Here is a 25763-nt window from a genome sequence, read left to right as displayed (position 1 = left end):
CTTCCCCGGCGGGCGCCGGGAGCCCGCATCCCTGTTCGGTGGCGCCGAACGCAGAGTTAATGTCGAGGCGGGACGGTTAAGAGAAGTAAATAGTTGAGTCAAATCACGTATTAATTTGATTTTTAGAACTTAAAAACAAAGGAGCTACGTATAGCAATTCTAAAGAGCGCCAATTTTGTATGGTTCTAAACATGATCACTGAATCTTATTAGAGTAATTAAAGACAAGGTGGCGTCAGCCAGGGCGGAAGGGCGCCAAAGCGAGGAAATGCAAGGTGCCGCGCGCCCCGGCGGTAAGGCGAAGGCGGCGGCGCGCTGCGGCGCCGGCCTCCACCGCTCCGCCTTGGGGCGTGACCGGCGGTCATCCCGCGAGAGCGGTGGACAGGGTGGGAACGAACGGGCCAGCCGTGCCCGCGAATCACCCATGGCCCGCGCGCGGGAGTGAGGCGCGTGCCTTGCCGGCCGTCAGCGTATGGTATCAGACAAGGATGGGCGGCTTGCGGGAGACGGCGAGGGGGCCGTTGGGGTTCGATGGCCGGAGAGGATGCGGGATGAAAGACAGCGTGCGGATCGTGATCTTCGCTCTTGCCAATGTGCTGCTCGGCATCTGCGTCGGCTTCGCGCTGGCCGCCAGTTTTTGGGACCGGCTGCTGGTCGGCATCAACGACGCCAACATCTCGAACTGGCTCGGCTTCACCGGGGCGATCCTCGCCGCCCTCGCCACCGTCACCGCCGGCGCGCTCGCCTATCTCGGCGTGCTCTACAGCCATTCCGCCAGCACGCGCGACGATGCGGTGCATCGTATCACCGGCTATCTCGCCGGCCTGCGCAACCTCTACGCCAGCTGGCTCGAACTGAAGGACATGCCGGAGACGGACCCCAGCCGCCCGCTCAAGGTCCACACGCTGCAGAGCGAACTCGTCCGGCCCGAAGTCACCGTCGCGCTGTATGATTCGATCCTGCAGGAGGACCAGGTCCCGGTCTTCGTGTTCTGCAACACGCTGCGCGTCGCGCTAACCAACGGCCATCCGCATCAGCACAATGCGATGGCCATCGTCCTGTTCATCTTCGAGGATGTCACCCGGGCCCTGACCGTCCGCAAGCGGCTGCTGGAGGAGGGCACCCCGTTGCGCAAGGTGCAGGGCACCAAGTTCCTCACGCCCGAACCCTATATCAAGGCGCTCTCCAGCGGGCAGACGGACGAATTGGCGGCCAAGAAGGCCTGGGTCTATGTCGAGCCCGGCGAGGCACCGCCTGCCGTACCGGAAGCCCCGATCTCGCTGGCCAGCCGCTCCTAGATCATTTCACCGTTTCGCGGAAACAGCGAATTGACCTAATTCTTTGTTTTGCCGCGTTTTCTTCACGCGAACCGGTATCCACTTCGCTCGAAAACGCTCCTCGGCGTCGGTGCCTCAGAGCCTTCCGGCCATCGCCTCGATCCGCGCCAGCACCTCGGCGATCTCCGCGTCGGTGACGGTGAGCGGCAGCGACAGGCCGATGGAGGCGTCGTCCTTGGCGGTGGTCGACAGTCCCTCGGCGAAGGCGCAGGCGACGAGACGTTCGGCAAAGGCCGGGCCCGGGGGATGGCCGACACGGTCGGGAGCGAATTCCACCGCCAGCAGCAGCCCGAGCCCGCGTATCCCGCTGACGCAGGGCCTCCGCGTGGCGATGGCGGCGATCCCCTCGCGCAGCCTCTGCCCGGCCGCCTCGGCGCGGGCGACCAGAGCGTCGCGGGCGATGATCTCCAGCGCGGTCAGCGCCGCCCGTGTGGTCAGCGGGTTCTTCTCATGGGTGTAATGGCCGAGTTCCAGTTCGGGCGCGACATCGAGCCGGGCATCGCCGATCACCGCCGCGAGCGGCACCATGCCGCCGCCCAGCGCCTTGCCGAGCACGGCGAGGTCCGGCACCGCGTTGAAATGCTCGAAGGCGAAGAAGCGGCCGGTCTTGCCGAGGCCGGAGGGTATCTCGTCGAAGATCAGCTTGGTTCCGTGCGCGTCGCACAGCGCACGAACCTGTGGCCACAGATCGGCCGGCGGCACATGGCAGTTCGCGCGCATCGGCTCGGCGATGACCGCCGCGATGCGCCCGGTGGCGAGATGCCGGGCGATCTCCTCCAACATCCGCGCCGCCCCCTCCTCACCCGCCCAATAGGGCGTGACATGGTGGCGTCCCGGCAGGAAGGCACCGAGGCGCGGGTCCGGCGCCGCTGAAGAGAGCCCGAAGGCGCCGAAGCCATGGCCGTGATAGGCGCCTTCGAGCGACACCGTTTCCGACCGGCCGGTGGCGACCCGCGCCAGCTTGAGGGCGATCTCGATCGCGTCCGAGCCGCCGGTGGCGAACAGCACCCGCGCCGGTGGACCGGGCCAGCGCGCGCGCAGCGCTTCCGCCAGCGCGATGGCGGGCGGGTTGGTGTAGCGGCGCGGGGCGAAGGCGAGCTCATTCAGCTGCGCCTTCAGCGCCGCCACGATTTCCGGGTTGCCATGGCCGAGATGGTGGACGGTGTTGCCGTGCAGGTCGATGAATCGCCGGCCATCCGCATCTTCCAGCCAGATACCCTGTGCGGCGCGCAGCGCGCCGAGGCTCGGCGTGGAGCCGTGCTGGTGGAAGAAGGCCGCGCTGTCGCGGGCGAGCAGATCGTTGGCTTCGGTCATGGTGCGTCTCGGTGGGCGGTGGCCTTCGGCAGATTAACAGCGCCGGGCCTGTGCTTCTCAATGAGGAACGCAACGGCGTCACGACGCCCGTGGGCGACGATTTTTGCGCCGGGACGGCACGGCCCGACCCCCTGCTGGCCTGCAAATTGCTCATACGTGGTAAAATGAGGGTGGCTGGTGCTGCGCGTATTGGTGATCGACCAGAATCGAAAACGGGCCGAGATCGTCGAGGCCGCGTTGCGGGCAGACCCTGATGTGGACGTGCAGATTGCCGCCGTCAGCTCAGGTCAATTGCTGCCCCTGCTGCGGCAGGCCGCGCCGGATGTCCTGATCGTCGATCTCGATCTGCCCGATCGCGACACAATCGAACAATTGCGCATCGCCAACCGGGAGTTCGCCCGGCCGGTGGTGCTGTTCGTCGATGAGAGCGACACGGAGGCGATGCGCACCGCCGTCAGCGCGGGGGTCAGCGCCTATGTGGTGGACGGGCTGCAGCCGCGCCGGGTGAAGGCCGTGCTGGAGGTTGCCGTCGCGCGCTTCCAGGAATTCGAACGTCTGCGACGCGAACTCGATCTCGCGCGGACCAGCCTTGCCGAGCGCAAGCTGATCGACCGGGCCAAGGGCATATTGATGCGGGCGCGCGGCATGAACGAGGAAGACGCCTATAATCTGCTGCGCTCCAAGGCGATGAAGGACCAGAAGAAAGTGGCGGAGATCGCCCAGTCCGTCATCACGGCGTCGGAGTTGCTGAAATGAGGATCCGCGCCGGCTTCATTCCGCTGGTCGATGCGGCGGTGCTGGTGGCGGCAGCCGATCAGGGCTTTGCCGCCGCCGAGGGCATCGAGCTTGAACTCGTGCGCGAGGTGTCCTGGTCGAATGTCCGCGACAAGCTGACGCTCGGTCATTTCGAGGCGGCCCATATCCTCGCGCCATTGGCGATCGCCATCAGCCTCGGGCTCGACTATGCCCGCGTCCCGCTCTCGACCCTGGTGTCGCTGAACCAGAATGGCAGCTCCTTCCTCCTGGGCAACGAGACCTTTCGGGCGCTGGAAGAGGAGGCGCGGGGCGAGCCGATTGGCGATCCCCACGTCTCCGGCGCCGCACTGAAGCGGCTGGTGGCGGCCCGCGCCGCACGGGGCGAGGGACAGCTCGTCTTCGCCATGACCTTCCCGTTCTCCCCGCACAACTATCTGCTGCGCTACTGGATGGCAGCGGCCGGCATCAACCCGGATCGCGATGTCCGCCTCATCGTCATGCCCCCGCCCTACATGGTCGACGCCCTGTTGAGCGGGCATGTCCACGGCTTCTGCGTGGGCGCGCCCTGGCCGAGCGTCGCGGTGGAAGTCGGCATGGGCCGCATCCTGCATTTCGGCTCGGACATCGTCGCGAACAGTCCGGAGAAGGTTCTGGCCACGCGCGCCAGCTTCGTCGCGGAACATCGCGAGGCGGCGCTGGCGCTCACCCGCGCGCTCATCCGCGCCACCGCCTGGTGCGGTGCGCCGGAGAATCGGCTGGCCCTTGCCCATCTTCTGGCCGCGCCGGAACGGCTCAATGTCGGGGCGGATCTGGTCCTGCGCTCGCTCGAAGGGCGCCTGCGGATCGACCTGCAGGGCACGGTACGGGAGTATTCGCGCTACATGGTGCTCGAAAGTGCGGCAGCGCGGCCGGATGTGCGTCAGGCGCTCTGGCTCTATGCGCAGATGGTGCGCTGGGGCCAAGCCAAGCTTGACGACGCCGGACGTAGCGCCGTGGAAAGGTGTTATTCGCCGGAAATCCATGATCTCGCGCTCGAAAGCATGGCCGGGAGCGAACGCGGCGACGGAATCGGTGCGTTCGCCGGCCCGGTCTTCGACCCGCACGATCTGTCGACTTATCTCGCAGAAATCGGCAGATGACCAATTGGTGGGCAGTGTCCGCCTAATAAACACTCTTGCGCAGAGTTAAGACTGCTTCGAAACTGATGATCAGGTTGCGGCCCTGCCAAGTGCAGGCTGTCTGAGCCAGAGTATTCGCCGCCCCATGATGTGGGCGGGCACCTATCGCGCCCAACGAAGGGCGCTTTCATAAGCATCGCCGCTGCGAGCCTGGTCGTCTGACCCGGATGCGCAGCGGCGTTTTTGTTTTTCGCCCAGGGGGAGCGACATGACAGGTCCTACGAAGTCGAACGGCAACACCATGCGCGGCGGGCTCACCCGGCGGGGCATCCTGCGGGCCGCGTCCGCGACCGCCGTGCTGGCCGCCGCGAAAACCGCCTTCCCGTTCGGGGCGCATGTGGCCGAGGCCGCCGGCCCGGAAACCACGCGGGCCGTGCTCGGCTATATCGCGCTCACCGATGCCTCGCCCCTCATCATCGCCAAGGAGATGGGCCTCTTCGCCAAATATGGCATGCCCGATGTCGAGGTGAACAAGCAGGCGAGCTGGGGCACCACGCGCGACAATCTCGTGCTCGGCTCCCAAGGGTCGGGCATTGACGGCGCGCACATCCTGACGCCGATGCCCTATCTCATCTCGGCCGGCAAGGTGACGCAGAACAACGTGCCGCTGCCGATGTACATCCTCGCCCGGCTCAATCTCGATGCGCAGGCCATCTCGGTCGCCAAGGAGTATGCGAGCCTCGGGGTCGGCGTGAATGCGGGCCCGCTCAAGGACGCGTTCGCCAAGAAGAAGGCCGCCGGCCAGGCCGCCAAGGTCGCCGTGACCTTTCCCGGCGGCACGCATGATCTCTGGATGCGCTACTGGCTCGCCGCCGCCGGCATCGACCCCGACCGGGATGTCGAGACCATCGTCGTGCCGCCCCCGCAGATGGTGGCGAACATGAAGGTCGGCACCATGGACGCGTTCTGCGTCGGCGAGCCCTGGAACGAGCAACTGGTCAATCAGGGCATCGGCTTCACCGCCTGCAACACCGCCGAACTGTGGAACCTCCACCCCGAGAAGACCTTCGCCATGCGCGCGGATTGGGTGGACGCCAATCCGAAGGCGACCCAGGCGCTGCTGATGGCCGTGATGGAAGCCCAGCAATGGTGCGACGACATGGCGAACAAGGACCAGATGGCCGAGATCATCGGCAAGCGCGCCTGGTTCAACGTGCCCAAGAAGGACATCATCGACCGCATCAAGGGCAATTACGACTACGGAAATGGCCGCGTCGAACCCAATAGCCCGTACTTCATGAAGTTCTGGCGCGACCACGCCTCCTATCCCTTCCAGAGCCATGAAGTGTGGTTCCTCACCGAAGATATTCGCTGGGGCAAGCTGCCGCCGGAGACCGACGTCAAGGCGATGGTCGCGAAGGTGAACCGGCAGGACCTGTGGAAGGACGCCGCGACCCAGCTGGGCGTGAAGGACATTCCCACCTCCACCTCGCGGGGCGTCGAAACCTTCTTCGACGGCAAGGTCTTCGATCCCGACAAGCCCGGTGACTATCTCGCCAGCCTCACGATCAAGCGCGTCACCGCGTGAACGCGAGCCGCAGGAGAACCGCATGAGCGTTCCGGCCCGAGACAATGTTCCGACTCTCGACAGCGCTGCCGTGCGGGAGAGCCTTCCTCTCGGTGGCACCAAGGTTGCTGCATTCCCCAAGGTTCAGGCTCTGACGGTCGCCACGACCCGCACGCGGCCTCGGGGTGCGGGCCTTGTAAAGCTCGCACGCAAAGTCGCGGGCGAGGTCGTGCCGCCCCTCATCCCGCTCGTTGTCCTGCTCGGCGTGTGGGAGTTGCTGTGCGCGGGCCCCGATGCGGCACTGCCGCCGCCCTCGCGCGTGCTGGCCGATACCTGGGAACTGATCACCGACCCCTTCTATGACCGGGGCGGGCTCGACAAGGGCCTGTTCTGGCACCTGCTCGCAAGCCTCCAGCGCGTGATGCTCGGCTATTCGCTGGCGGCGGTCGGCGGCGTGGCGGTGGGCACGCTCATCGGTCAGTCGCAATGGGCGATGCGCAGCCTCGATCCGCTGTTCCAGGTGCTGCGCACCGTACCGCCTCTCGCCTGGCTGCCGCTGGCGCTCGCAGCTTTCAAGAGCGGCGAGCCGTCCGCCATCTTTGTGATCTTCATCACCGCGGTCTGGCCGATCATCATCAATACCGCGGTCGGTATCCGAAATATTCCCGAAGATTACCGAAATGTCGCGCGGGTGCTTCAGCTCAACCCGTTCGAATATGCCGTCAAGATCATGATCCCAGCCGCCGCGCCGTACATTTTCACCGGGCTGCGCATCGGTATCGGTCTGTCCTGGCTGGCCATCGTCGCGGCGGAGATGCTGATCGGCGGTGTCGGCATCGGCTTCTTCATCTGGGATGCCTGGAACTCCTCGCTGATCAGCGACATCATCGTCGCGCTGATCTATGTCGGGATCATCGGCTTCTTCCTGGATCGTTCCGTCGCGCTGGTCGGGGTGCTCGTCACCCGCGGCACCGCCACCTCCTGAGGAGACCGCAGCATGGCCAGCGCCTATCTCTCCATCGAACAGGTCGGCAAGTCGTTCACGCGCGGGGGCAGCACGACGCAGGTGCTTGCCGACATCGACCTGAAGGTCGGTCGCGGCGAGTACATCTCGATCATCGGCCATTCCGGCTGCGGCAAATCCACCTTGCTCAACATCGTGGCCGGCCTCACCCCGGTAAGCACCGGCGCGGTTCTGCTCGACAATAGCGAGGTGAACGCGCCGGGCCCGGACCGCGCCGTGGTGTTTCAGAACCACTCGCTGCTGCCCTGGCTCACCGTCTACGACAATGTCCGCCTCGCGGTCGACAAGGTGTTTCGCGGCCGCAAGAGCGCGGCCGAGCGCCACGACTGGACGATGCACAATCTCGATCTCGTGCAGATGGCCCATGCCCGCACCCGGCGCCCGTCGGAGATTTCCGGCGGCATGAAGCAGCGTGTCGGCATCGCCCGCGCCCTCGCCATGGAACCCAAGGTGCTGCTGCTCGACGAGCCCTTCGGCGCGCTCGATGCGCTCACCCGCGCCCATCTCCAGGACTCGGTGATGCAGATCCATGCCAGCCTCGGCAACACGGTGATGATGATCACCCATGATGTCGACGAGGCCGTGCTGCTCTCCGACCGCATCGTGATGATGACCAACGGGCCGGCCGCGCGTATCGGCGAGATTCTCGACGTGCCCCTGGCGCGCCCGCGCGAGCGGCTCGATCTCGTGGCGGACCCGACCTATCTGCGCTGCCGGGCAGCGGTGCTGAAATTCCTTTACGAGCGTCATCGCCTGGTCGAGGCGGCGTGAGGTCGGTCATGCACGCCGCCGCGCCCGAGCGCCTCCTCATCATCGGCCATGGAATGGCGAGCACGCGCCTCGTCGAGGAACTGGTGGAGCGCGCTCCCGGCCGCTTCAACATCACCCTTCTCGGTGCCGAGCCGCGCCCGGCCTATAACCGCATCCTGCTCTCGCCGGTTCTGGCGGGTGAGCGGGCGGCGGACGATATCCTCATCCATCCGGCTGACTGGTATGCCCGCCGTGGCGTCGCCCTGCATTGCGGCGTCACGGCCACCGCCGTGGATGCCGGCGCGCGCCGCGTCACGACCTCCGACGGCCGGTCGTTCGACTATGACCGGCTGGTGATCGCCACGGGGTCCAGCCCGCTGATGCCGCCGCTGCCCGGCGCCGGCCTGCCGGGTGTCGTCAGCTTCCGCGATGTCGAGGATGTCGCCGCCATGCTCGACAGGGCCGGCGAGGGCCGGCACGCCGTGGTGATTGGCGGTGGCCTGCTCGGCCTTGAGGCGGCGCATGGCCTCGCCCAACGCGGCATGGCGGTGACCGTGCTGCATCTCATGCCGCATCTGATGGAGCGCCAGCTCGACGCCGAGGCCGCCGGCCTGTTGCGCGGTGCCCTGGAAGGCCGGGGCCTGACCCTGCTCACGGGCGTAACGACGCAGGAGATTCTGGGCACCGACCACGTTTCGGGCGTGCGGCTCGCCGATGGCCGATGCCTGCCGGCCGATCTTGTCGTGCTCGCGATCGGCGTTCGGCCGCGCGTGGACCTCGCCCGCAGCGCAGGTCTCGCCGTGGCGCGCGGTATCGTCGTCGACGACGCGCTGCGCACCAGCGCGCCCGGCATCTATGCGCTTGGCGAATGTGCCGAGCACCGGGGCATCTGCCACGGGCTCGTGGCGCCGCTCTATGAGATGGCCCGTTCGCTCGCCGCCCATCTTGCGGGCTCGGAAGCCCTCTACTGCCCCGCGCCCACGGCGACCCGGCTGAAGGTGAGCGGCATCGATGTGTTCTCCGCGGGCGACTTCACGGAAGGGCCGGATGTCGAGGACATTGTGCTGCGCGATTTCCGGCTTGGCCATTACGCCCGGCTGACGGTCCGCGCCGACCGCCTCGTCGGCGCCGTCCTCTATGGCAACACGGCCGATGCGCCCTTCTTCGCCGATCTCATTCAGAGCGGGCGGAGCATTTCCGCCATGCGCGACACGCTGATCTTTGGCCCGGCCTTGTGCGCGGCGGCCTGACAAATCCTGCTGAGGGTGCCCATGAGCGCGGATTTCACGGTCGAACAGAAGAACTATCTGGAGGGCTTCGTCTCCGGCATCGCGGCGTTGCGCACCTCGCGCGGGCTGCCGCCGATCGGCGGGGCGAAGGGCACTCGCGCGACCTCGCCCGCCTCGTTGCCCGCGCCGGAAGGACCGGATGCGGCCGCCCATCGCGCGATGGCGCGCGTCGAGGCTGCCGGGAAGAAGCTGGCAGATGCCGAGCGCGCCAAGCGCGAGGAACTGGGCCTCGATTCCTACCCGCGTATGGTCAAGGCCGCCCGCGAGGGCGTGTTTCCCAGGGGCGATGACGTGCTGCGCTGGCGCTATCACGGGCTGTTCTTCGTCGGCCCGACCCAGCAAAGCTACATGGTGCGGCTGCGCATCCCCAACGGGATCCTGACGCATTGGCAGCTGGCCGGCATGGCCGATATCGCCGAGGCCCATGCCGGCCCCTATGCCCATGTCACCACCCGCGCCAATCTCCAGATCCGCGAGGTGCCGGCGAGCGATGGCATTGCCGTGCTGGAAAAGCTCGTCGGGCTCGGCCTCACCTGCAAGGGGACAGGGGCCGACAACATCCGTAACGTCACCGGCACGCCGACGGCGGGGATCGACCCGCAGGAACTGATCGACACCCGCCCTTATGCGCTGGAATGGCACCACCACATCCTCAATGAGCGGGCGATGTACGGCCTGCCGCGCAAGTTCAACGTGGCGTTCGACGGCGCAGGCCTGATTGCTGCGCTGGAGGATACCAACGACATCGGCTTCCAGGCTGTCGAGGTAAGGGAGGGCCACGGCGTCGCGCCGGGCGTGTGGTTCCGCCTCGCGCTGGGGGGGATCACCGGCCACAAGGATTTCGCCCGCGACACCGGCGTCATCGTCCCGCTGCCGGACGCCACCCGCGTCGCCGACGCCATCGTCCGCGTGTTCATCGACCGGGGCGACCGCAGCAACCGGAACAAGGCGCGGCTCAAATATGTGCTCGATGAGCTGGGCTTCGATGCCTTCCTGGCCGAGGTCGAGGCCAAGCTCGGCGCGCCGCTGACCCGTGCCCCTGCAGGCGCCATCGTCGCCCGGCCGGACGCGGGACGGCAGACCCATATCGGCGTGCACCGGCAGAAGCAGGCCGGGCTCAACTGGATCGGCATCGTCCTTCCCGTCGGGCGCATGAATGTCGACCAGATGCGCGGCATCGCCCGCATCGCGCGCGACCTCGGCGATGGCGAGCTGCGTCTCACCGTCTGGCAGAACCTGCTGATCCCGGGCGTGAAGGATGCGGATGTGCCGCTCGCCGTCGCCGCTCTGGAGGCCCTGGGCATCGGCATCTCCGCCAGCGCCGTGCGGGCGGGGCTGGTGGCGTGTACGGGGAGCGAAGGCTGCAAGTTCGCCGCCGCCCCCACCAAGCGCAACGCCGAGGAAATCGCGGCGTGGTGCGACGGGCGCATCCGCGTCGACCAGCCGGTGAACATCCATCTGACCGGCTGCCACCACTCCTGCGCCCAGCATTACATCGGCGATATCGGGCTGATCGGCGCCCGCGTGCCCGTCTCCGACGAGGGCGACACGGTGGATGGCTACAATGTGCTGGTGGGCGGCGGCTTCGGCCCGGACGCCGCCATCGGCCGCGAGGTCTTCGCCAAGGTGAAGGCCGAGGACATGCCCCCTCTGATCGAACGCATGCTCGGGGTGTGGATGGAGCGGCGGGCCTCGGCCGATGAGAGCTTTGCCCAGTTCTCCCGCCGCCACGAGGTCGCCGAGCTCGCGGCCATGTTCCGCCCGGAGATGACGTGATGAGCGTTCAGCCGCCGCCCTTCCTGACCCCGCTTCTGCCGGACAATGCGCCCTTCAGCCCCGCCCAGCGCGCCTGGCTCAACGGCTTTTTCGCCGGTCTCCTCTCGCTTGAAGGCCAGGGCGCCGCGCCGCTCGCGCCCGAACAGGCGAAGGCGCTGATGCCGGGCGTCGATCTCGCCTCCCCGTCCGCCACGCCGGGCGATGGCGATGACGGCGCCGCCCCCTGGCACGACCCCTCGCTCCCGCTTGCCGAGCGCATGGACATGGCGGCCGGCCGTCCGCTGCGCCGGCGGATGATGGCGGCCATGGCGCAGCAGGATTGCGGCCAGTGCGGCTACAATTGCGAGGACTATTCCAACGCGCTCGCCGCCGGCAGCGAGACGCGGCTCAATCTCTGCCAGCCCGGCGGCAAGGACACGCTGCGCATGCTGAAGAAGCTGGCGGCGGAAGGGGAGGGCTCAGCGCAGGCGCCCCCGCCCGCCACGGGCGCAGCGGTGCCGGCACGGGTGGAACATGCGGCACCGGCGGGGCCCCAGCCGGGCTATTCGCGCGATCATCCGGTCAAGGCGACCTTCCTGTCGCGCCGCCGGCTCAACGCCGAGGCGTCGGCAAAACAAACCTGGCACCTCGACTTCCGCCTTCCCGCCGGGCTCGACTATGCCGCCGGCGACAGTTTCGGCCTGCTGCCGGTGAACGCGCCCGAACTGGTCGCGGCGGTGATGGCCCGGCTCGGTCTTGCCAGCGACGCACGCCTCGACGGGCGCCCGATACGCGACATGCTTCTGAGGGAGAAGGCGCTCGGTGCCGCGCCGGACGGGCTCTTCACCCTGCTCGCCGAGACGACGGCCGCGCCGGACGAGAAGGTGAAGCTCGCCCGCCTCGCCGAAGGGGAGGATCCCGACGGCGACCTCGACACAACCGATGTCCTCGCCGCGCTCGACAAGTGCTCGGCCGTGCCGGAGGCGGGCGCCTTCCTCGCCGCGCTCGATCCCCTCCAGCCGCGCCTCTACTCCATCTCCTCCAGCCCGAAGGCGTCACCTGGCCAGCTGAGCCTGACGGTGGACACGGTGCGTTACGATATTGGCGCCCGCACGCGCCTCGGTGTCGCCTCGACCTTCCTCGCCGACCGGATCGAACCCGGCACCGAACTGCCGGTCTATGTGCAGAAGGCGCATGGCTTCGCCCTGCCGGCGTCCGGCGAGGTGCCGATCATCATGGTGGGGCCCGGCACCGGCATCGCGCCCTTCCGCGCCTTCCTGCAGGAGCGGCTCGCGCTGCGGGCCACCGGCGGCGCCTGGCTGTTCTTCGGCCACCAGCGGCGCGACAGCGACTTTTTCTATGAGGAGGAACTCGGCGGCCTGCAGGCCACCGGAACGCTCACGCGCCTGTCTTTGGCCTGGTCGCGTGACGCCGGCCCCAAGGTCTATGTGCAGGACCGGATGCGGGAGGAAGGCGCGGCCCTGTTCGAATGGCTTGAGCGGGGAGCGCATTTCTACATCTGCGGCGATGCCAAGCGCATGGCGGCCGATGTCGACAAGGCGCTGCACGCCGTGGTCGAGCAGCACGGCCCGCGCGATGCCGCCGGCGCCAAGGCTTATATCGCCGCGCTGAAAGCCGCCGGTCGCTACCAGGCCGATGTGTATTGACGGGGCGACGGATGACCGCGTTCACACATCCCGCTCCGGTTCGCACCACCTGTCCCTATTGCGGCACGGGATGCGGGGTGCTGGGGGGCGCGTCGCCCGTGACCAAGGGCGATCCGGCCCACCCGGCCAATCACGGGCGGGTCTGCACCAAGGGAGCGGCGCTGGGTGAAACGCTCGCGCTGGATCGACGGCTGCTTCACCCGCTGGTGAAGGGCGCCCGCGCCAGCTGGGACGAGGCGCTCGATCTGGTGGCGACCCGCTTTCGCACCGCCATCGAGACGCACGGCCCGGAATCGGTGGCCCTCTACGGCTCGGGTCAGCTTCTGACCGAGGACTATTATGTCGCCAACAAGCTGATGAAAGGCTTCATCGGCGCCGCCAACATCGACACCAATTCCCGCCTCTGCATGGCCTCCTCGGTCGCCGGCCATGTCCGTGCCTTCGGCGAGGACATCGTCCCTGGCTGCTACGAGGATCTGGACGAGGCCGACCTTGTCGTGCTCGTCGGCTCCAATGCCGCCTGGTGCCACCCGATCCTGTTCCGCCGGCTGAACGACGCCCGTACACGGCGCGGCACAAGGCTGGTGGCGATCGATCCGCGCCGCAGCGCCACTGCCGCCGATTGCGATCTGTTCCTGCCGCTCCGCCCCGGCACCGATGTGCTGCTGTTCAATGGGCTGCTGGCCCATCTCGCCCGCACCGGCGCGCTCGACACGGCCTATATCGAGCGTTCGACCGCCGGCTATGCCGCCGCACTCGCCGCAGCACGCGACGACGCGCCGGACATCGGCACGGTGGCGCGGGGCTGCGGGCTCGACCCGGCGCAGGTCGAAGACTTTTACGCCGCCTTCGCCGCGACCCGTCGCGTCGTCACCGTCTATTCGCAGGGTGTGAACCAGTCCTCGCAGGGCACGGACAAGGTCAACGCCATCATCAACTGCCATCTCGCCACCGGGCGGATCGGCGGGCCGGGGATGGGGCCCTTCTCCTTCACCGGCCAGCCCAATGCGATGGGCGGGCGCGAGGTCGGGGGCCTCGCCAATCAGCTCGCCGCCCATGCCGGCTTCGGCGATGCCGACGACCTCGCCCGCGTGCGCGATTTCTGGCGCGCCCCCCGCCTTGCCGAGCGCCCCGGTCTTAAGGCGGTCGATCTGTTCACAGCGCTGGGCGAGGGCCGCATCCGCGCCCTCTGGGTGATGGGGACCAACCCGGCCGCGAGCCTTCCCGATGGCGGGCGGGTGCGGGCGGCACTGGCGGCCTGCGACTTCCTCGTCGTTTCCGATTGCGTCGCCGGCACCGACACGGCGCGCCATGCCGACGTGCTGCTGCCGGCCGCCGCCTGGGGCGAGAAGGCGGGCACCGTCACCAATTCGGAACGCCGCATCTCCCGCCAGCGCGCCTTCATGCCGCTGCCGGGCGAGGCGCGGCCCGACTGGTGGATGCTGACCGAAGTCGCCAGGCGCCTCGGCCATGGCGAGGCCTTCCCCTATAAGGCCCCTGCGGACATTTTCCGCGAGCATGCGGCGCTGTCCGGCTTTCGCACCGGGCGCCGCCTGTTCGACATCTCAGGCCTCGCCGCTCTCTCCGACGCCGCCTATGAGGCACTCGATCCCGTGCAATGGCCCGTGCCGGCCGGTCAGAAAGACGGCACGGCGCGGCTGTTCACCCAGGGGCGCTTCCCCACGCCGGACGGCCGGGCGCGTCTCGTCCCCGTCCGGCAGGCGGCTGCCGTCAACGCCCCCTCCCTCGCGGCGCCGCTGGTCTTGAACACCGGACGGCTGCGCGACCAGTGGCACACCATGACCCGCACCGGCGACGTGCCGCGCCTGAGGATGCAGGCGCCCGAGGCGTTCGTCGCCGTCCATCCCGCGGACGCGGCGGCGGCCGGGCTGCGGGCGGGCGCCCTAGCCGAGGTCACGAGCGCCTGGGGCAGGGCGGTCGCTCGGGTGAGCATCAGCGATGACGTGGCGACCGGCCAGATCTTCATGCCGATGCACTGGACCGACGAGGCCATGCCCGGCGGATCGCCCGGCCGGGTGGTCAATCCCGCCTGCGACCCGATCTCCGGCCAGCCGGAGTTGAAGCACACGCCCGTAAGGCTCGCCCCGGTGGCCCTTCGCTGGGAGGGGCTGCTCCTCTCGCGCCGCCGCCTGCGGCCCGAGGCGATCGAGCATTGGTCGCGCACGCCCATCGCGGGCGGGCACGCCTACCGGCTCGCGGGGGCGGGATCGGCACAGGACAGCCTCGATCGCGTGCTCGCCCTTCTCGGCGACAGCACCGGGCGGGCCGAACTGCGCGATGCAAGGCGCGGCGTGTTCCGCTGTTCGACGACGGATGAGACGGGCCGGCTGCTGGATTGCCTGATGATGGGCGCGCCCGGCACGCTGCCCGATCCGGGCTGGCTGCTCGCGACCTTCGCCTCCGACGCGCCGCTGGAGGCACGCACCCGCCGAAACCTGCTGGCCGCGCGCGGCGGCGAGCCGGCGCCGGCGAGCGGGGACATCGTCTGTTCCTGTTTCGGCATAGGTGCCGACGCGATCCTCGACGCCGTCCGCGCGGGTTCCCGCACGACGGCCGAGCTCGGCAAGGTCCTGAAATGCGGCACGAATTGCGGCTCCTGTCTTCCCGAGCTGCGCCAGTTCCTTGCGGTTCAGCCCGGCATCCAGTCACGCGAGCAGCCATGCCCTTCCTTGTCCTGACCCTGGTGCTTGTTCTCGCCGTCACCCTCAGCTTGCCGAGCTTTCTGGTTCTGCTTGGGGGACAGAATGAACGGGTATCTCCCGTGACGGCGACGTTGGGGACCTCGGCGCTGATGGGTTCGCTGCTGCTTCTCGGCACCCAATCGGGTTGGGCCTACGCCATCATCGCGCTGGCCGCGGCCCTTGCCTTCGCGCGCTTCGTCTACGCGCCGCGCGCCTGTGTCGCCTACGCCCTCGGTGCTGGCGCGGGCTTCGCTCTCCTGCTCACCGGGATCGCCATGGGCGGAGGACCCACCGAGGCCCGATGGGCCTTGTTCGCTTCCCCGCCCCTCTCCGCCAGCGCCCCATCCGCCCCCAGAATGGTGCAGGCTGTGGCATCGCCTCTGTACAGTAAGTACTGAACCGAGCCATGGGTGAGCACCGGCTCGCCGCCTGGTCCGCACGGCATGTTCGAACCCGCCGGGCTGGACCGCAAATGCTGGAGCACGGCCGTGCCGATTCTCACGATCTTCCGCAATGCCTTCGAAAGAGCCGGGCTTGGCTCTTTCAACCCGCATTCGTTCTCAAAGCCACTTGCGCGGCTCGGCGAGCAACGGTGCCGCACGCCGGAGGATGGCAGGGCCTGGAGCCAGAATCTCGGCCACGAACAGGCGCTCACCATCGGCTGCGTCGGCTTGTTAGAGAGAGGCGGAAAACCCTCCCGGCGCACTTGGGCCTGCCAGGATGAGCCGCGTTTGCGGATGGTCGCCATCAGTCGTTTTCCGTTCAGCTGTGACGGGTTTGACTCCGGGGCTGTTTCGACGGCGTGGCCTTCCGGCGCAAAATCTAAGCCTCTCAAGGCTTAAGAGTGGCGCACCGCCGTTAATGAGACTGAGAACTGCATCTGCGCTCCAGCACTCCAAAGCCCACTGCCGTTCCGATGACAATAAAGGCCGGCGCGGCCCTCGCGGTTGCGTCAGATTCCGGTTCCCACAGTGTGGTTTGCACGCGTCCGGAATACAGTCGAACGTCGAGCCGAAGCCGGGTGCAGGCCGGCATCGTCAACCCGCAGAGAAGGTGCCCTGGCGCCCCGCCATCTCGCGCGCCAGAGCGAGGAAGGCCTGCACGCCCGCCGATAAATTCCGGCGTCCGGGGTAATAGAGGCTAAGGCCGGGATAGGGGGGCGTCCAATCTTGCAGCACCCGGATCAGATGGCCGGCCTCTATGTCGGCAAGAACGCTTTGCTCCATGAAGTAGCCAATGCCGACATTCTCCAGCACCGCTGTTCGGGCGAGGCTGGCTTCGTCGAGGATGAGCGGGCCTTGCACGTCGATCTGGACGGCCTCCCCGTCCTTCTCGAAGCGCCAGCGGAACAGCGAACCGTCCGGCAGGCGCACGCGGATGCACCGGTGGTTGATCAGATCCGGGGGAACGCGCGGCCTCTCATGCCGGGCGAAATAGTCGGCCGACCCGACGATGGCGTGCCGCTGCGGGCGCCCGAGCGACAAGGCGATCATGTCCGTGGGAACCAGCCCGGCGACGCGTACGCCTAGGTCGAACCCCTCGGCGACGACGTCGATCAGGCGTCCCTCGGTGACGAGGTCCACATGCATGTCGGGGTAGCGACGCAGAAATTCCAGCACCAGGGGTGAGAGAATGGCGCGGGCAGCAAAGGGCGCCGCGTTGATCCGGATGGTGCCGGACAGGGTCTCGCGCTGCGCGCGCACCGCCTCCAGCGCGCCGTGAATGTCCTTTAGCGCCGGCCCCACCTGTTCCACGAACAGCTTGCCGGCTTCGGTCAAGGCGACGCTGCGGGTCGTGCGGTTGAACAGGCGGACACCGAGGCTCGTCTCCAGCTTGGCGACCGCGTGGCTGAGCGCGGTGGTCGACATGCCGAGATCGATCGCGGCGGCGCGGAAGGTCCCGCGCCGGGCGATCGTGAGGATGGCCTCCAGCTCACTTAGGCCCGCGCGGTTCATTGTCCCGAAATCCTCGATACGACATCCTGCTTTGTCCCACTTATGAGAATAATGGTCGAGCCTTATTGTGAAAGTCAGGATTTTCCGATGAGGAGCCGAACGATGCATATGCCGGAGAGCGTGCAGGCCTATTTCGACGCCGAGCGTCGCAACGACCCCGATGCGCTGGTGGCGGCGTTTGCCGCCGGAGCGGTGGTGCGGGATGAGGGGGCCGTCCATGAGGGGCTCCCCGCGATCCGCCGCTGGTGGGTCGCGGCCAAGGAGAAGACCCACCACGTCACCGCCCCGATCGAGATATCCGGAGGCGGGGACACGGTGTCCGTCTGCGCGCTGGTGTCAGGCGTTTTCCCCAACAGCCCGGCGACGCTCGATTTCGCCTTCACGATCGCGCAGGGCAAGATCGTCGCGCTGGAGATCGGATGATGACCGATTTCCTGAACCTGAACGGCAAGCGCGCCCTGATAACGGCGGGAACAAAGGGCGCCGCCCCGGCAAGGTGGGGCCGTTTCCTTGGCGCGGCGTCTCCTGCTGGTGGTGTTTGCTATCGTTTCAATCAAATGCAGCAACTCTCCCATTTCTTCGTCGTGCGTCCTATAGTGCGGGGTCGGCGCCCCTTCCCGACGCCTTCGCCGGGGTGGGACGCCGATCTCCGCGTGTGGGAAGGCGATGGGAAAGACGGACAAGGACATCCTGACGACGGCCGAAACCGCCAAAATACTCGGCGTGTCGGTCCGCACAGCACAATTGCTCATCGAGGGTGGCTCCGTGCCGTCGTGGAAGACACCGGGCGGGCACCGCCGGGTCTACCGCGCGGATGTCATGGGACTGATCGAGCGGCCCGTACCGGGCGCGCCCGTTGCGCCGCCCGCGTCCGCCACCGTCATCATCGTCGCTCCGACCGAACGGCTAACCCATTATGATCGCCTGTTCGCCGGCATAGCCGAATGCATGGTGGAAGCCATCGATAACGTCCACAGGGCCCTGTTTGCCATCGGCTCCGTCCGCCCTTACGCCATCATCGTCGATCTTGAGCCGCCCGATGCCGAGCGGGTGCGGCTACTGCACAGCCTTTCTGCCAACCCGTCGCTGGGTCACAGCCGGATTCTCGCGGTCGCGGCCACAGGCACGATCGCTAGCGCGGATTTGCCCGGCCGTGTCGTGCCGGTCGAGACCGCCGAACAGGCGGCCGCCGCGATACGTGTGTCCCTGACCGATACGGGTGCGCCGATCCCCCCGCCCGGCGAAACGCTGTTTCCACTCGCGCTCAACGAGAGCCAGAGGCTGGTGGCGCTCGAGCGCTCGGGGCTGTTGGACACGCTTCCCGAGGAAGCGTTCGACCGTCTGACATGGCTGGCCGCCCGCACTCTCGACGCGCCGATCGCGCTGCTGACCCTGCTCACTCCCACGCGGCAATGGTTCAAGTCGCGCATCGGCGTTGATGCGCCGGAAACCCCGCGAAGCTGGGCCTTCTGCAATCATACGATCCTGCAGAAGGGTGTGTTCGCAGTGGAGGACCTGTCGGGCGATCCGCGCTTTGCCGCCAATCCGGCCGTCGCGGGGGACCTCGGTTTCCGCTTCTACGCCGGGGCCACTGTTCATGACAATGAGGGCTTCACCGTGGGGTCGCTGTGCGTCATCGACCGGAGGCCGCGCACGCTGGACGATGGCGAGAGGCGGGCGCTGATGGCGCTTGCGGCGCTGGCATCGGACGAGGTGCGGCTGCGCTCCACCGAGCGGCAGCTGCGGGACGCGCTTGGCAAGGCAGAGCGGCAGACACCCCGCCAGGGCCACATCGCGCCGGTCGCGCCAGCCGTGCCTGAAGGTGGAGGCCGATCTCACAGGGGACGGCCGGCGCGAGGACGTCAGAGATCATAGGTCCGGCGGATTATTCCGGCGGCACGCTCACCGATGACGGCACAGGGGGCCTGCGTGTTTCCGGTGGTGACGCGCGGCATGATCGAGGCATCGGCGATCCGCAGACCCTCGACCCCATAGACATTGAGAGAGGCGTCCACGACCGACATCGCGTCACGACCCATCTTCGCCGTGCAGCTCTGGTGCCAGTAGGTGACGGCGGATTCGCGCACGAACTGCTTCATCGCCTCGCCCTTGAGCGGGCCCGGCAGCGCCTCACCCTTCACCAGAGGCTGGAAGGCCCGAGCAGTGCCAAGCTCACGGCAGAGATCGATACAGGCGAGTGCCGTCTCCATGTCGGCGGGGTCCGACAGCATGTTCGCGTCGATCTCGATCGCGGACAGCGGATCAGCGCCGGTGAGGCGAAGCCGGCCACGGCTGCTTGGCCGCGCCAGCCCGGCGAACATCGTCCACCCCTGCGCGGGCACACCCCGTGCCGCCGTCCGCTCGCTCGGCACCGGGAACTCGGCCTGGCAGAACAGCAGGTCGGGCGATTCAAGCTCGGGACGAGTCTTCCAGTACAGTTTCGCTTCGCTGCCATTGTTGCGGGGGGCAATGGCGTCGCGGTACTCCCAGATGCAGCAGAAGGCTGTGTGATCCTGTAGGTTCGCACCGACACCGGGTAGGTGCTGGCGGACCGGGATGCCGTGTCGCCCAAGCTCCGAGGCATCGCCGATCCCCGAATGCATCAGCACCTTCGGCGTATGGATGGCGCCGAGCGAAAGGATCACCTCCGCGCTAGCGCAAATGCGCGAGACCTCTCCGTCGCGGCCCACTTCGATCCCGACGGCGCGCCGGCCTTCGAAGATCACCCGACGCACCGTCGTTCCCGTGAGCACCGTCAGGTTGGGCCGGTCCATCGAGGGCCGCGCATAGGCGCGGAAGAGGGAGTGGCGTCGCCCGTCTCGCACCGGCATGTCGGAGAGGGCGACGCCTCCAGCGCCTTCCATCATCGCGCCATTGGGATGATCGAAGCGCGGGATGCCGATTTCGGTCGCGGCATCGAGCAGGGCGAGCGCGACCGGGCTGGGATCGCGCGGCGGCTGCACCCACACCGGACCCGTTGTGCCGCGATAGTGCGGATCGGGTGTGCCCTGCCAGTTTTCGATGCCACGATAGATATCGAGCACCGCCGGATAGCCCCAGGCGGGATCGCCGCTCTCCTGGGCAAAGAAGTCCCAGTCGCTGCGGTGCCCGCGCGCCCACACCATCACATTGATGCTGGACCCGCCGCCCAGACCCTTGCCCATCGACATCGACAGGGTCCGGCCGTCGAGGTGCGGATTGGGTGTCGCCTGAAAGCCCCAGTCACGCGCGCTGCCGAGATTGAGCGGCCATTTCGACGGGTCGAGCACCGTCTCGGCTTCGTCATCTCCCCCCGCCTCGACGAGGAGCACCTCGACATCGGGGTTCTCAGCCAGACGCCGCGCCACCACCGAGCCGGAAGAGCCGGCGCCGCAGACGATGAAACTGTACTGCGCCGGCGGTCTTTCCCTCAGCCGGTGCTGGTTCTCGGCGGCCCGCCTGGCGAATCCAGCGCGTCGTTCTTGTCCATCTCGCTCATGTCGCAAACTCCTCTGAATGGCGACGCAGTATCAAATTTGTCAAATTCAGCAAATATAGTCTTTGTGCTAGGACGCTGCGGGGGGCCGCGACGCGCGACAGCAAGGCCTCGTCGCCGCAACTGCGGGGGCCCCCTCGTCGCCGCGCTTCGTCGTGCGCCGCCGATCGCCCGGCCTGAGGCGCCGTGCGTCTGCGGCCGGGATGGGTGTGGGGGTGTCGGTCGTTCGGCGTGGGCCCGTGCCCCGCCGGCTCGCCCGTCCGGGGGGCCGAGAACGCCCCCCGGCGCGATCGGCCCGCTCAGTACGTCGCGGCCGGATCGACCTGCCAGATTTCGTCGACCAGCTTGTCGCCGCGATAGAGCAGCACGTAGCGCACCTTGACGGTGTTCTTCTGCCGGCGAAGGTGGCGTCCACCGTCACGGTGCCGCCCTTGGGATTGGCCGCTTCCACCGCCGCGGCGATGGTCGCCTTCTGGGCGCCTTGGACGGCGAAGAACTTCGACCAGACCTCCTTGATTTTGGCCGGCTGGCTATAGGTGCCGTCGAGCGGGCCGCCGACCCAGTGCAGGGTCGCGCCGGGGCCATAGGCAGCCGACACGTCCGCGAGGTTTCCCCCGGCAATGGCGGCGATGCGCGACCTGGCGAGGTCCTCGGCGGATCCCGCCAGCGCGGCCGAGCCGGAAGCGGTGACAAAGAGTAGGGTAGCGGTGAGGGTTGAAAGGCGCATGTGACTCGATCTCCATTGTGGCCTGCACCGGGAGACTCGTGCCGCGCCGCTTTATTCCGCCGGGAAGGGCTCACCTTCCGCTTTTCGCGTCGAACGGCATGGGGTCGGGGGCGGGGGCGGGGGCGGAGGCCCGGAGAAAATTCCCGCCCGGGCGGAATAATCGCGCCGGCTGCGAGTCCACCTTCCGAAGGCGTCATCGCCCGAAGGAGAAAAGTCCATGCGACAACGACACCTGTCTTGTGTCGGCGTGCTGCTCGCGCTCTGCCTGACCGGCAGCGCGGCCGCGGCGGGCGACCACAACCATGACCCCAATGCAGCTTCGACAACCAGCGCCGAATCTCCGTTTATCGCCGAGAACGCCGCTGCCATGGACAAGATGATGGCGGACATGGAGGTGACGCCGACCGGCGGCATCGACGCCGATTTCACGGCGATGATGATCCCGCATCATCAGGGCGCCATCGACATGGCCGTCGCCTATCTGCGCTACGGCCAGAACCCGCAGCTGCGCCGCCTCGCGCAGGAGATCATCATCGAGCAGCAGCAGGAGATCGCGGCGATGCGGCTCGCGACCGGCCAGCCTCTGCCGCCTTCCGCGCCGGCTCCGACCCAGCCCGAGGCCAGCGCGGCCCATGACCATTCCGCCATGCCCAAAAGCACCCTGTCGCCCGGCCCGATATCCGCCAGCACCATGGCGATGCCGGCCCTGCCGACCCCGGTGAAGTAGGAACCTTCCCATGAACAGATCCGTCCTCACCGGCCTGCTCGCCAGCACCCTGCTCTCCTGTGCGGTGCCCGCCGTTGCCGGACAGGCCCCGTTCGCCGCCTCCGCCCCGGACATTCCGCTGAGCAGCCGCGACCGCGTTTATGCCGCCGAGCAGTTCTCCAACACCATCTCCGTCACCGATCCAGCCACCAACCGGCTGGTCGGCATCATCCGGCTGGGCGAGCCGCAGCCGATGAATTTCAGCCCGCTCTACAAGGGGCAGGTGCTGGTGCACGGCATGGGCTTCTCACCCGACCGCAAGACGCTCGCGGTGGTGTCGATCGGCTCGAACGCGGTCACCTTCATCGACACCGCCACCAATGCGGTGAAGCACACGACGTATGTCGGTCGCCGCCGCACGAGGCCTTCTTCACGCCGGACGGCAAGGAGGTCTGGGTGACGGTGCGCGGCGAGGACTATATCGCCGTGCTCGACAGCGCCACCTATGAGGAGAAGACGCGCATCAAGGTGCCAAACGGGCCGGGTATGCAGATCTTCTCGCCGGACGGCAAATACGGCTATGTCTGCTCCTCCTTCATGCCCGAAACGGTGGTCGTTTCGGTCACCGACCACGCGATTGTCGGCCGTGTGAAGCAGGCGAGCCCGTTCTGTCCGAACATCGCCGCGACGCCGGACGGCAAGCAGGTCTGGCTCACGCTGAAGGACATCGGAAAGACGCAAGTGTTCAACGCACAGCCGCCCTTCGACGTGATCACGACGATCGACACCGGCCCGCTTACCAACCACGTCAACTTCGCGCGGAACGCCAATGGCAGCTTCGCCTATGTGACAATCGGCGGCCTCAACGAGGTCAAGGTGTTCCGCACGGACGACTTCACGCAGGTGGCGATGATCCCGGTCGGCAAGCTGCCGCACGGCCTCTGGCCGTCGGGTGATGGCTCGCGCGTTTATGTCGGGCTGGAGAACGCCGATGCGCTGGCCGCGATCGACACGCTGACCAACACGGTGATTGCCACCATTCCCGTTGGCCAGGCGCCGCAGGTGGTCAATTATGTGCCAGGCGCCGTGCCGGAGGGCGAGGGCACGCAGAACCTCCAGCCGCTCGGCGTCGCCGGGCAGGCGGCCCATCTCGGCCTGACCAGGGACGGCAAGGCCGCCGGCAAGGCCCCGACCAGCCTCTCGCTGTTCGACCAGGGGCTTATCCAGGTCCTGCAGGCGTCGGTGACCGGCCTCGCGCCGAAGACGCCGCATACATTGGCGCTGGCCAGCCAGCCCGACGGCACGGGCGCGATCGAGCCGCTCTCGGTCTTCATGACCAATCCCGCCGGCTCCGCAATCGTCAACGCCGCCGGACCCATCCGCCAGATCGTGCAGAACGAGGCCAAGGCAGGGCGCCGCTATCTCGTCATCATGGAGGGTACGGTCGCTCAGCCTGATGCCGTCGTCCAGCGCCAGGCTCTGGATTGACGCGCCACCGCCTCCGCCTGGACAGTCGCTCATAGGGGAGGCGCGCCTCTCCCCGAAAGGAGACACCGTGAACCACGAGATGGTGCGCCTCTTCGAGCCGCTGATCCCCGCATTGCGGCGATATGCGCGCGCGCTGATGCGGGAGCGGACGGCGGCGGACGATCTGGTGCAGGATTGTCTGGAGCGTACCATCAGCCGCTGGCACCAGCGGCGGCCGGGCGAAGACCCTCGGGCCTGGATCTTCACTATCCTGCACAATCTCGCCATGACGCGGCTGCGCCGGTCGACGCAGCGTCCGATCCATATAGCGCTCGACGATGCCGATCCGGCGAGCTTTGCCTCGGCGGCCCGACAGGAGGACGGGTTGCGCCATCGAGACCTCGTCGACGCGCTGGCGCAGTTGCCCGATGAGCAGCGGACCGTGCTTCTGCTGGTCACTGTCGAGGAACTCTCCTATGTCGACGCGGCGCAGGTGTTGGGCGTGCCGATCGGCACGGTCATGTCGCGCCTGTCGCGTGCCCGCGAACGCCTTGCGAAGCTGATGTCCGCAGAGCCGCCCACAGCCCGCCAGTCGCCCCATCTCCGGAGCGTGAAATGACCCCTCTTCCGATCACCGAGGACGACCTGAACGGTTTCGTCGACGGCACGCTCACTCCCGATCGCCGCGCCGAGGTAAGCGCCTATCTCGACGCACATCCGCACATTGGCCAACGAATCGCGGTCTATGGCGAGCAGCGCGACATGCTGCGTGCCGCCTTCGCGCCTGTCATGGACGAGCCGGTGCCGACGGAACTCGACCTGTCGCGCATGATCGAGGAACGCCGCCTGCCACGGCAGGCGCCACGCTGGGCGATTGCGGCGGCGGCGGTGTTGCTGCTGTCAATGGGCGCCGCCGGCGGCTGGTCGCTGCGCGACCTGAGCGCCCCGAGCTCGGAAGGCGTTCAGGCACTCGCCCGCGAGGCGGCCGCGAGTTATGCGACCTATGTGCCGGACCTGGTGCGACCAGTCGAAATTCGGGCCAGCGATCGTGACGTGCTCGCCGCCTGGACCGCCAAGCGCATCGGTCGTCCGATAGGCATTCCGGATCTGACGGCGGCCGGCTATCGGCTGATGGGCGGGCGCGTGGTTCCAACCGAGCACGGTCCTGCCGCGCTGTTCATGTTTGACGACGATCGCGGGACGCGCCTCGTGATGCTGGCGCGCCCGATGAAGGTCGATCCGACCCTGCCAATGTCGCCGCACACCGAAGGCGCCCTCAACGGCTTCGCCTGGGCTGACGATGGCCTTGGCTACAGCCTCATCGGAGCGGTGGCCCCGGACCGGCTGCATCCGCTGGCGGACGAGCTGCGCCGGCAGATACTCAGCGAGGCCTGAGCGGTGGGTGATCGCGCTTGTCGCCTGCTCAACAGTGCTGCTGGGCAGGGTCGCGCGGGCGGTGAATGGACCGCGATTCGTGAAAAGGCCCAGGCCGACGCGCGCAGGCCGCGGTCGAGCGGATCGGCCCGAAAGTCATCATCGAGAGCCTGAAGCGCTTCTCTGACGCCGCCCGCGCCAAGCTACAGACAGAAGCTGGTGAATATCCGCATCGTCTGCTCGCCGCGAGGCAAGGTCTTTTGGGGCGAGCCCGATCAGACCGCAGGCCCGACGCTGCGAGTAGCTCTTCTCCTCGATCGCCCAGTTCACTAGCGCTCTCCGCGATCCGGGCTTCAGAATTTTTTCCGAGCGCCTCGCGAAGCGTCGCGACGTCCAGCATCGATTCCGCCAAAAGCTTCTTGAGCTTGCGGTTCTCGTCGTCCAACGCCTTCAGCCGACGTGCGTCGGATACTTCCATCCCGCCATAGCGATTGCGCCAGTTGTAGAAGGCCGCGTCGCTGATCCCGTGCTTGCGGCAGATATCCGCGACCGCAATCCCGGCCTGATGCTCCTTCAGCACCGCAATGATCTGCTCTTCGCTGAACCGGCTCTTGTTCATCTCCGTCTCCTTCCGACGGAATCCAATTCAAACCGAGGGTGCTTCAGGGAGCAACGTCATCATAAACGCGGCGCCGGTGCGGAACGTAAGATATGTTCCGAAAGAGGACACTAGCGGGCATGACGGCGTACTGTCGTCTGAACCTTAATCTCGGGGAATATT

20 protein-coding genes and 3 pseudogenes are annotated in these 25763 nt (G+C 67.5%); 19 read left to right on the top strand and 4 right to left on the bottom strand.

What is annotated here, in order from left to right:
• Positions 1-550 precede the first annotated feature (550 nt).
• Positions 551-1297 carry a hypothetical protein gene (locus tag K9D25_RS01925; protein WP_244378726.1) on the top strand — a complete coding sequence of 249 codons (747 nt, stop codon included), beginning with the start codon at positions 551-553 and terminating at the stop codon, positions 1295-1297.
• A gap of 114 nt (positions 1298-1411) precedes the next feature.
• Here K9D25_RS01925 and K9D25_RS01920 read toward each other — a convergent pair whose 3' ends face one another.
• Positions 1412-2650: an aminotransferase class III-fold pyridoxal phosphate-dependent enzyme gene (locus K9D25_RS01920; protein ID WP_244378724.1), complete on the bottom strand. Its 1239-nt coding sequence runs from the start codon at positions 2648-2650 to the stop codon at positions 1412-1414.
• A gap of 174 nt (positions 2651-2824) precedes the next feature.
• Here K9D25_RS01920 and K9D25_RS01915 point away from each other — a divergent pair, with 174 nt between their 5' ends.
• The 11 genes from K9D25_RS01915 (at position 2825) to K9D25_RS01865 (ending at position 16120) form a co-directional block, all read left to right on the top strand.
• A complete protein-coding gene (locus tag K9D25_RS01915) occupies positions 2825-3406 on the top strand; it encodes an ANTAR domain-containing response regulator (RefSeq protein ID WP_244450767.1) in 582 nt (193 codons plus the stop codon).
• Positions 3403-4545, top strand: a complete 1143-nt coding sequence (locus K9D25_RS01910) for a CmpA/NrtA family ABC transporter substrate-binding protein (RefSeq protein ID WP_244378722.1) — start codon at positions 3403-3405, stop codon at positions 4543-4545. The genes K9D25_RS01915 and K9D25_RS01910 overlap by 4 nt, the downstream gene beginning before the upstream one ends.
• Positions 4546-4792: 247 nt before the next feature.
• Positions 4793-6112 (top strand): CmpA/NrtA family ABC transporter substrate-binding protein, encoded by a 1320-nt coding sequence (locus K9D25_RS01905; RefSeq protein WP_244378720.1) that lies wholly within the window; start codon positions 4793-4795, stop codon positions 6110-6112.
• 22 nt (positions 6113-6134) lie between these two features.
• Positions 6135-7076 carry a nitrate ABC transporter permease gene (gene ntrB / locus K9D25_RS01900; RefSeq protein WP_244378719.1) on the top strand — a complete coding sequence of 314 codons (942 nt, stop codon included), beginning with the start codon at positions 6135-6137 and terminating at the stop codon, positions 7074-7076.
• A 12-nt stretch (positions 7077-7088) separates the two neighbouring features.
• A complete protein-coding gene (locus tag K9D25_RS01895; RefSeq protein WP_244378717.1) occupies positions 7089-7886 on the top strand; it encodes an ABC transporter ATP-binding protein in 798 nt (265 codons plus the stop codon).
• A gap of 8 nt (positions 7887-7894) precedes the next feature.
• Positions 7895-9115, top strand: coding sequence for an NAD(P)/FAD-dependent oxidoreductase (locus K9D25_RS01890; RefSeq protein WP_244378715.1), 1221 nt, complete (start codon positions 7895-7897; stop codon positions 9113-9115).
• Between the two features lie 21 nt (positions 9116-9136).
• Entirely contained in the window at positions 9137-10930 is a 1794-nt protein-coding gene (locus K9D25_RS01885) for a NirA family protein (protein WP_244378713.1), read from the top strand.
• Positions 10930-12576 (top strand): sulfite reductase subunit alpha, encoded by a 1647-nt coding sequence (locus tag K9D25_RS01880; RefSeq protein ID WP_244378710.1) that lies wholly within the window; start codon positions 10930-10932, stop codon positions 12574-12576. The genes K9D25_RS01885 and K9D25_RS01880 overlap by 1 nt, the downstream gene beginning before the upstream one ends.
• Positions 12577-12587: 11 nt before the next feature.
• A complete protein-coding gene (locus K9D25_RS01875; RefSeq protein ID WP_244378708.1) occupies positions 12588-15275 on the top strand; it encodes a nitrate reductase in 2688 nt (895 codons plus the stop codon).
• Entirely contained in the window at positions 15257-15676 is a 420-nt protein-coding gene (locus K9D25_RS01870) for a hypothetical protein (protein WP_244378706.1), read from the top strand. The genes K9D25_RS01875 and K9D25_RS01870 overlap by 19 nt, the downstream gene beginning before the upstream one ends.
• A gap of 45 nt (positions 15677-15721) precedes the next feature.
• Complete coding sequence (locus K9D25_RS01865) at positions 15722-16120, top strand: hypothetical protein (RefSeq protein WP_244378704.1); 399 nt, start codon at positions 15722-15724, stop codon at positions 16118-16120.
• 195 nt (positions 16121-16315) lie between these two features.
• Here K9D25_RS01865 and K9D25_RS01860 read toward each other — a convergent pair whose 3' ends face one another.
• Positions 16316-17233, bottom strand: coding sequence for a LysR family transcriptional regulator (locus K9D25_RS01860; protein WP_244378702.1), 918 nt, complete (start codon positions 17231-17233; stop codon positions 16316-16318).
• Between the two features lie 102 nt (positions 17234-17335).
• On the opposite strand from K9D25_RS01860, the gene K9D25_RS01855 reads away from it, so the two are divergent.
• From K9D25_RS01855 to K9D25_RS01850, 3 genes and pseudogenes are all read left to right on the top strand, one after another.
• Complete coding sequence (locus K9D25_RS01855) at positions 17336-17656, top strand: nuclear transport factor 2 family protein (protein ID WP_244378700.1); 321 nt, start codon at positions 17336-17338, stop codon at positions 17654-17656.
• A pseudogene (locus K9D25_RS25025) lies at positions 17656-17751 on the top strand (short-chain dehydrogenase); the annotation flags it as partial. The gene K9D25_RS01855 and the pseudogene K9D25_RS25025, both read left to right, overlap by 1 nt.
• 148 nt (positions 17752-17899) lie before the next feature.
• Entirely contained in the window at positions 17900-19108 is a 1209-nt protein-coding gene (locus K9D25_RS01850) for a GAF domain-containing protein (protein WP_244378698.1), read from the top strand.
• On the opposite strand, the gene K9D25_RS01845 is transcribed toward K9D25_RS01850, so the two are convergent.
• Entirely contained in the window at positions 19096-20646 is a 1551-nt protein-coding gene (locus K9D25_RS01845) for a GMC family oxidoreductase (protein ID WP_244450766.1), read from the bottom strand. The two genes, K9D25_RS01850 and K9D25_RS01845, sit on opposite strands and share 13 nt — an antisense overlap.
• A 1006-nt stretch (positions 20647-21652) precedes the next feature.
• Between K9D25_RS01845 and K9D25_RS01840 the strand changes: the two genes are divergently transcribed.
• From K9D25_RS01840 to K9D25_RS01825, 4 genes and pseudogenes are all read left to right on the top strand, one after another.
• Positions 21653-22162, top strand: coding sequence for a DUF305 domain-containing protein (locus K9D25_RS01840; RefSeq protein WP_244378697.1), 510 nt, complete (start codon positions 21653-21655; stop codon positions 22160-22162).
• Positions 22163-22172: 10 nt separating this feature from the next.
• Positions 22173-23629 (top strand): annotated as a pseudogene (locus tag K9D25_RS01835) (YncE family protein).
• 79 nt (positions 23630-23708) lie between these two features.
• Positions 23709-24227, top strand: coding sequence for a sigma-70 family RNA polymerase sigma factor (locus K9D25_RS01830; RefSeq protein ID WP_244450765.1), 519 nt, complete (start codon positions 23709-23711; stop codon positions 24225-24227).
• Positions 24224-25003: an anti-sigma factor family protein gene (locus tag K9D25_RS01825; RefSeq protein ID WP_244378695.1), complete on the top strand. Its 780-nt coding sequence runs from the start codon at positions 24224-24226 to the stop codon at positions 25001-25003. The genes K9D25_RS01830 and K9D25_RS01825 overlap by 4 nt, the downstream gene beginning before the upstream one ends.
• Before the next feature lie 165 nt (positions 25004-25168).
• Here the strand turns inward: K9D25_RS01825 and K9D25_RS01820 are convergent.
• Positions 25169-25601 (bottom strand): annotated as a pseudogene (locus K9D25_RS01820) (transposase); the annotation flags it as partial.
• Positions 25602-25763: the final 162 nt, after the last annotated feature.

This window comes from Ancylobacter polymorphus (assembly GCF_022836935.1).
Classification (GTDB): domain Bacteria; phylum Pseudomonadota; class Alphaproteobacteria; order Rhizobiales; family Xanthobacteraceae; genus Ancylobacter; species Ancylobacter polymorphus_A.
This window is presented reverse-complemented; position numbering and strand designations above follow the sequence as displayed.

Bases quoted from the DNA above. Each gene is read 5' to 3' on its own strand.
- K9D25_RS01885 (WP_244378713.1), top strand. From the start codon at position 9,137: ATGAGCGCGGATTTCACGGTCGAACAGAAGAACTATCTGGAGGGCTTC.
- K9D25_RS01925 (WP_244378726.1), top strand. From the start codon at position 551: ATGAAAGACAGCGTGCGGATCGTGATCTTCGCTCTTGCCAATGTGCTG.
- K9D25_RS01905 (WP_244378720.1), top strand. From the start codon at position 4,793: ATGACAGGTCCTACGAAGTCGAACGGCAACACCATGCGCGGCGGGCTC.
- K9D25_RS01840 (WP_244378697.1), top strand. From the start codon at position 21,653: ATGCGACAACGACACCTGTCTTGTGTCGGCGTGCTGCTCGCGCTCTGC.
- K9D25_RS01895 (WP_244378717.1), top strand. From the start codon at position 7,089: ATGGCCAGCGCCTATCTCTCCATCGAACAGGTCGGCAAGTCGTTCACG.
- ntrB (WP_244378719.1), top strand. From the start codon at position 6,135: ATGAGCGTTCCGGCCCGAGACAATGTTCCGACTCTCGACAGCGCTGCC.
- K9D25_RS01860 (WP_244378702.1), bottom strand. From the start codon at position 17,233: ATGAACCGCGCGGGCCTAAGTGAGCTGGAGGCCATCCTCACGATCGCC.
- K9D25_RS01850 (WP_244378698.1), top strand. From the start codon at position 17,900: ATGGGAAAGACGGACAAGGACATCCTGACGACGGCCGAAACCGCCAAA.
- K9D25_RS01880 (WP_244378710.1), top strand. From the start codon at position 10,930: ATGAGCGTTCAGCCGCCGCCCTTCCTGACCCCGCTTCTGCCGGACAAT.
- K9D25_RS01875 (WP_244378708.1), top strand. From the start codon at position 12,588: ATGACCGCGTTCACACATCCCGCTCCGGTTCGCACCACCTGTCCCTAT.
- K9D25_RS01890 (WP_244378715.1), top strand. From the start codon at position 7,895: ATGCACGCCGCCGCGCCCGAGCGCCTCCTCATCATCGGCCATGGAATG.
- K9D25_RS01855 (WP_244378700.1), top strand. From the start codon at position 17,336: ATGCATATGCCGGAGAGCGTGCAGGCCTATTTCGACGCCGAGCGTCGC.
- K9D25_RS01920 (WP_244378724.1), bottom strand. From the start codon at position 2,650: ATGACCGAAGCCAACGATCTGCTCGCCCGCGACAGCGCGGCCTTCTTC.
- K9D25_RS01830 (WP_244450765.1), top strand. From the start codon at position 23,709: ATGGTGCGCCTCTTCGAGCCGCTGATCCCCGCATTGCGGCGATATGCG.
- K9D25_RS01865 (WP_244378704.1), top strand. From the start codon at position 15,722: ATGTTCGAACCCGCCGGGCTGGACCGCAAATGCTGGAGCACGGCCGTG.
- K9D25_RS01870 (WP_244378706.1), top strand. From the start codon at position 15,257: ATGCCCTTCCTTGTCCTGACCCTGGTGCTTGTTCTCGCCGTCACCCTC.
- K9D25_RS01825 (WP_244378695.1), top strand. From the start codon at position 24,224: ATGACCCCTCTTCCGATCACCGAGGACGACCTGAACGGTTTCGTCGAC.
- K9D25_RS01910 (WP_244378722.1), top strand. From the start codon at position 3,403: ATGAGGATCCGCGCCGGCTTCATTCCGCTGGTCGATGCGGCGGTGCTG.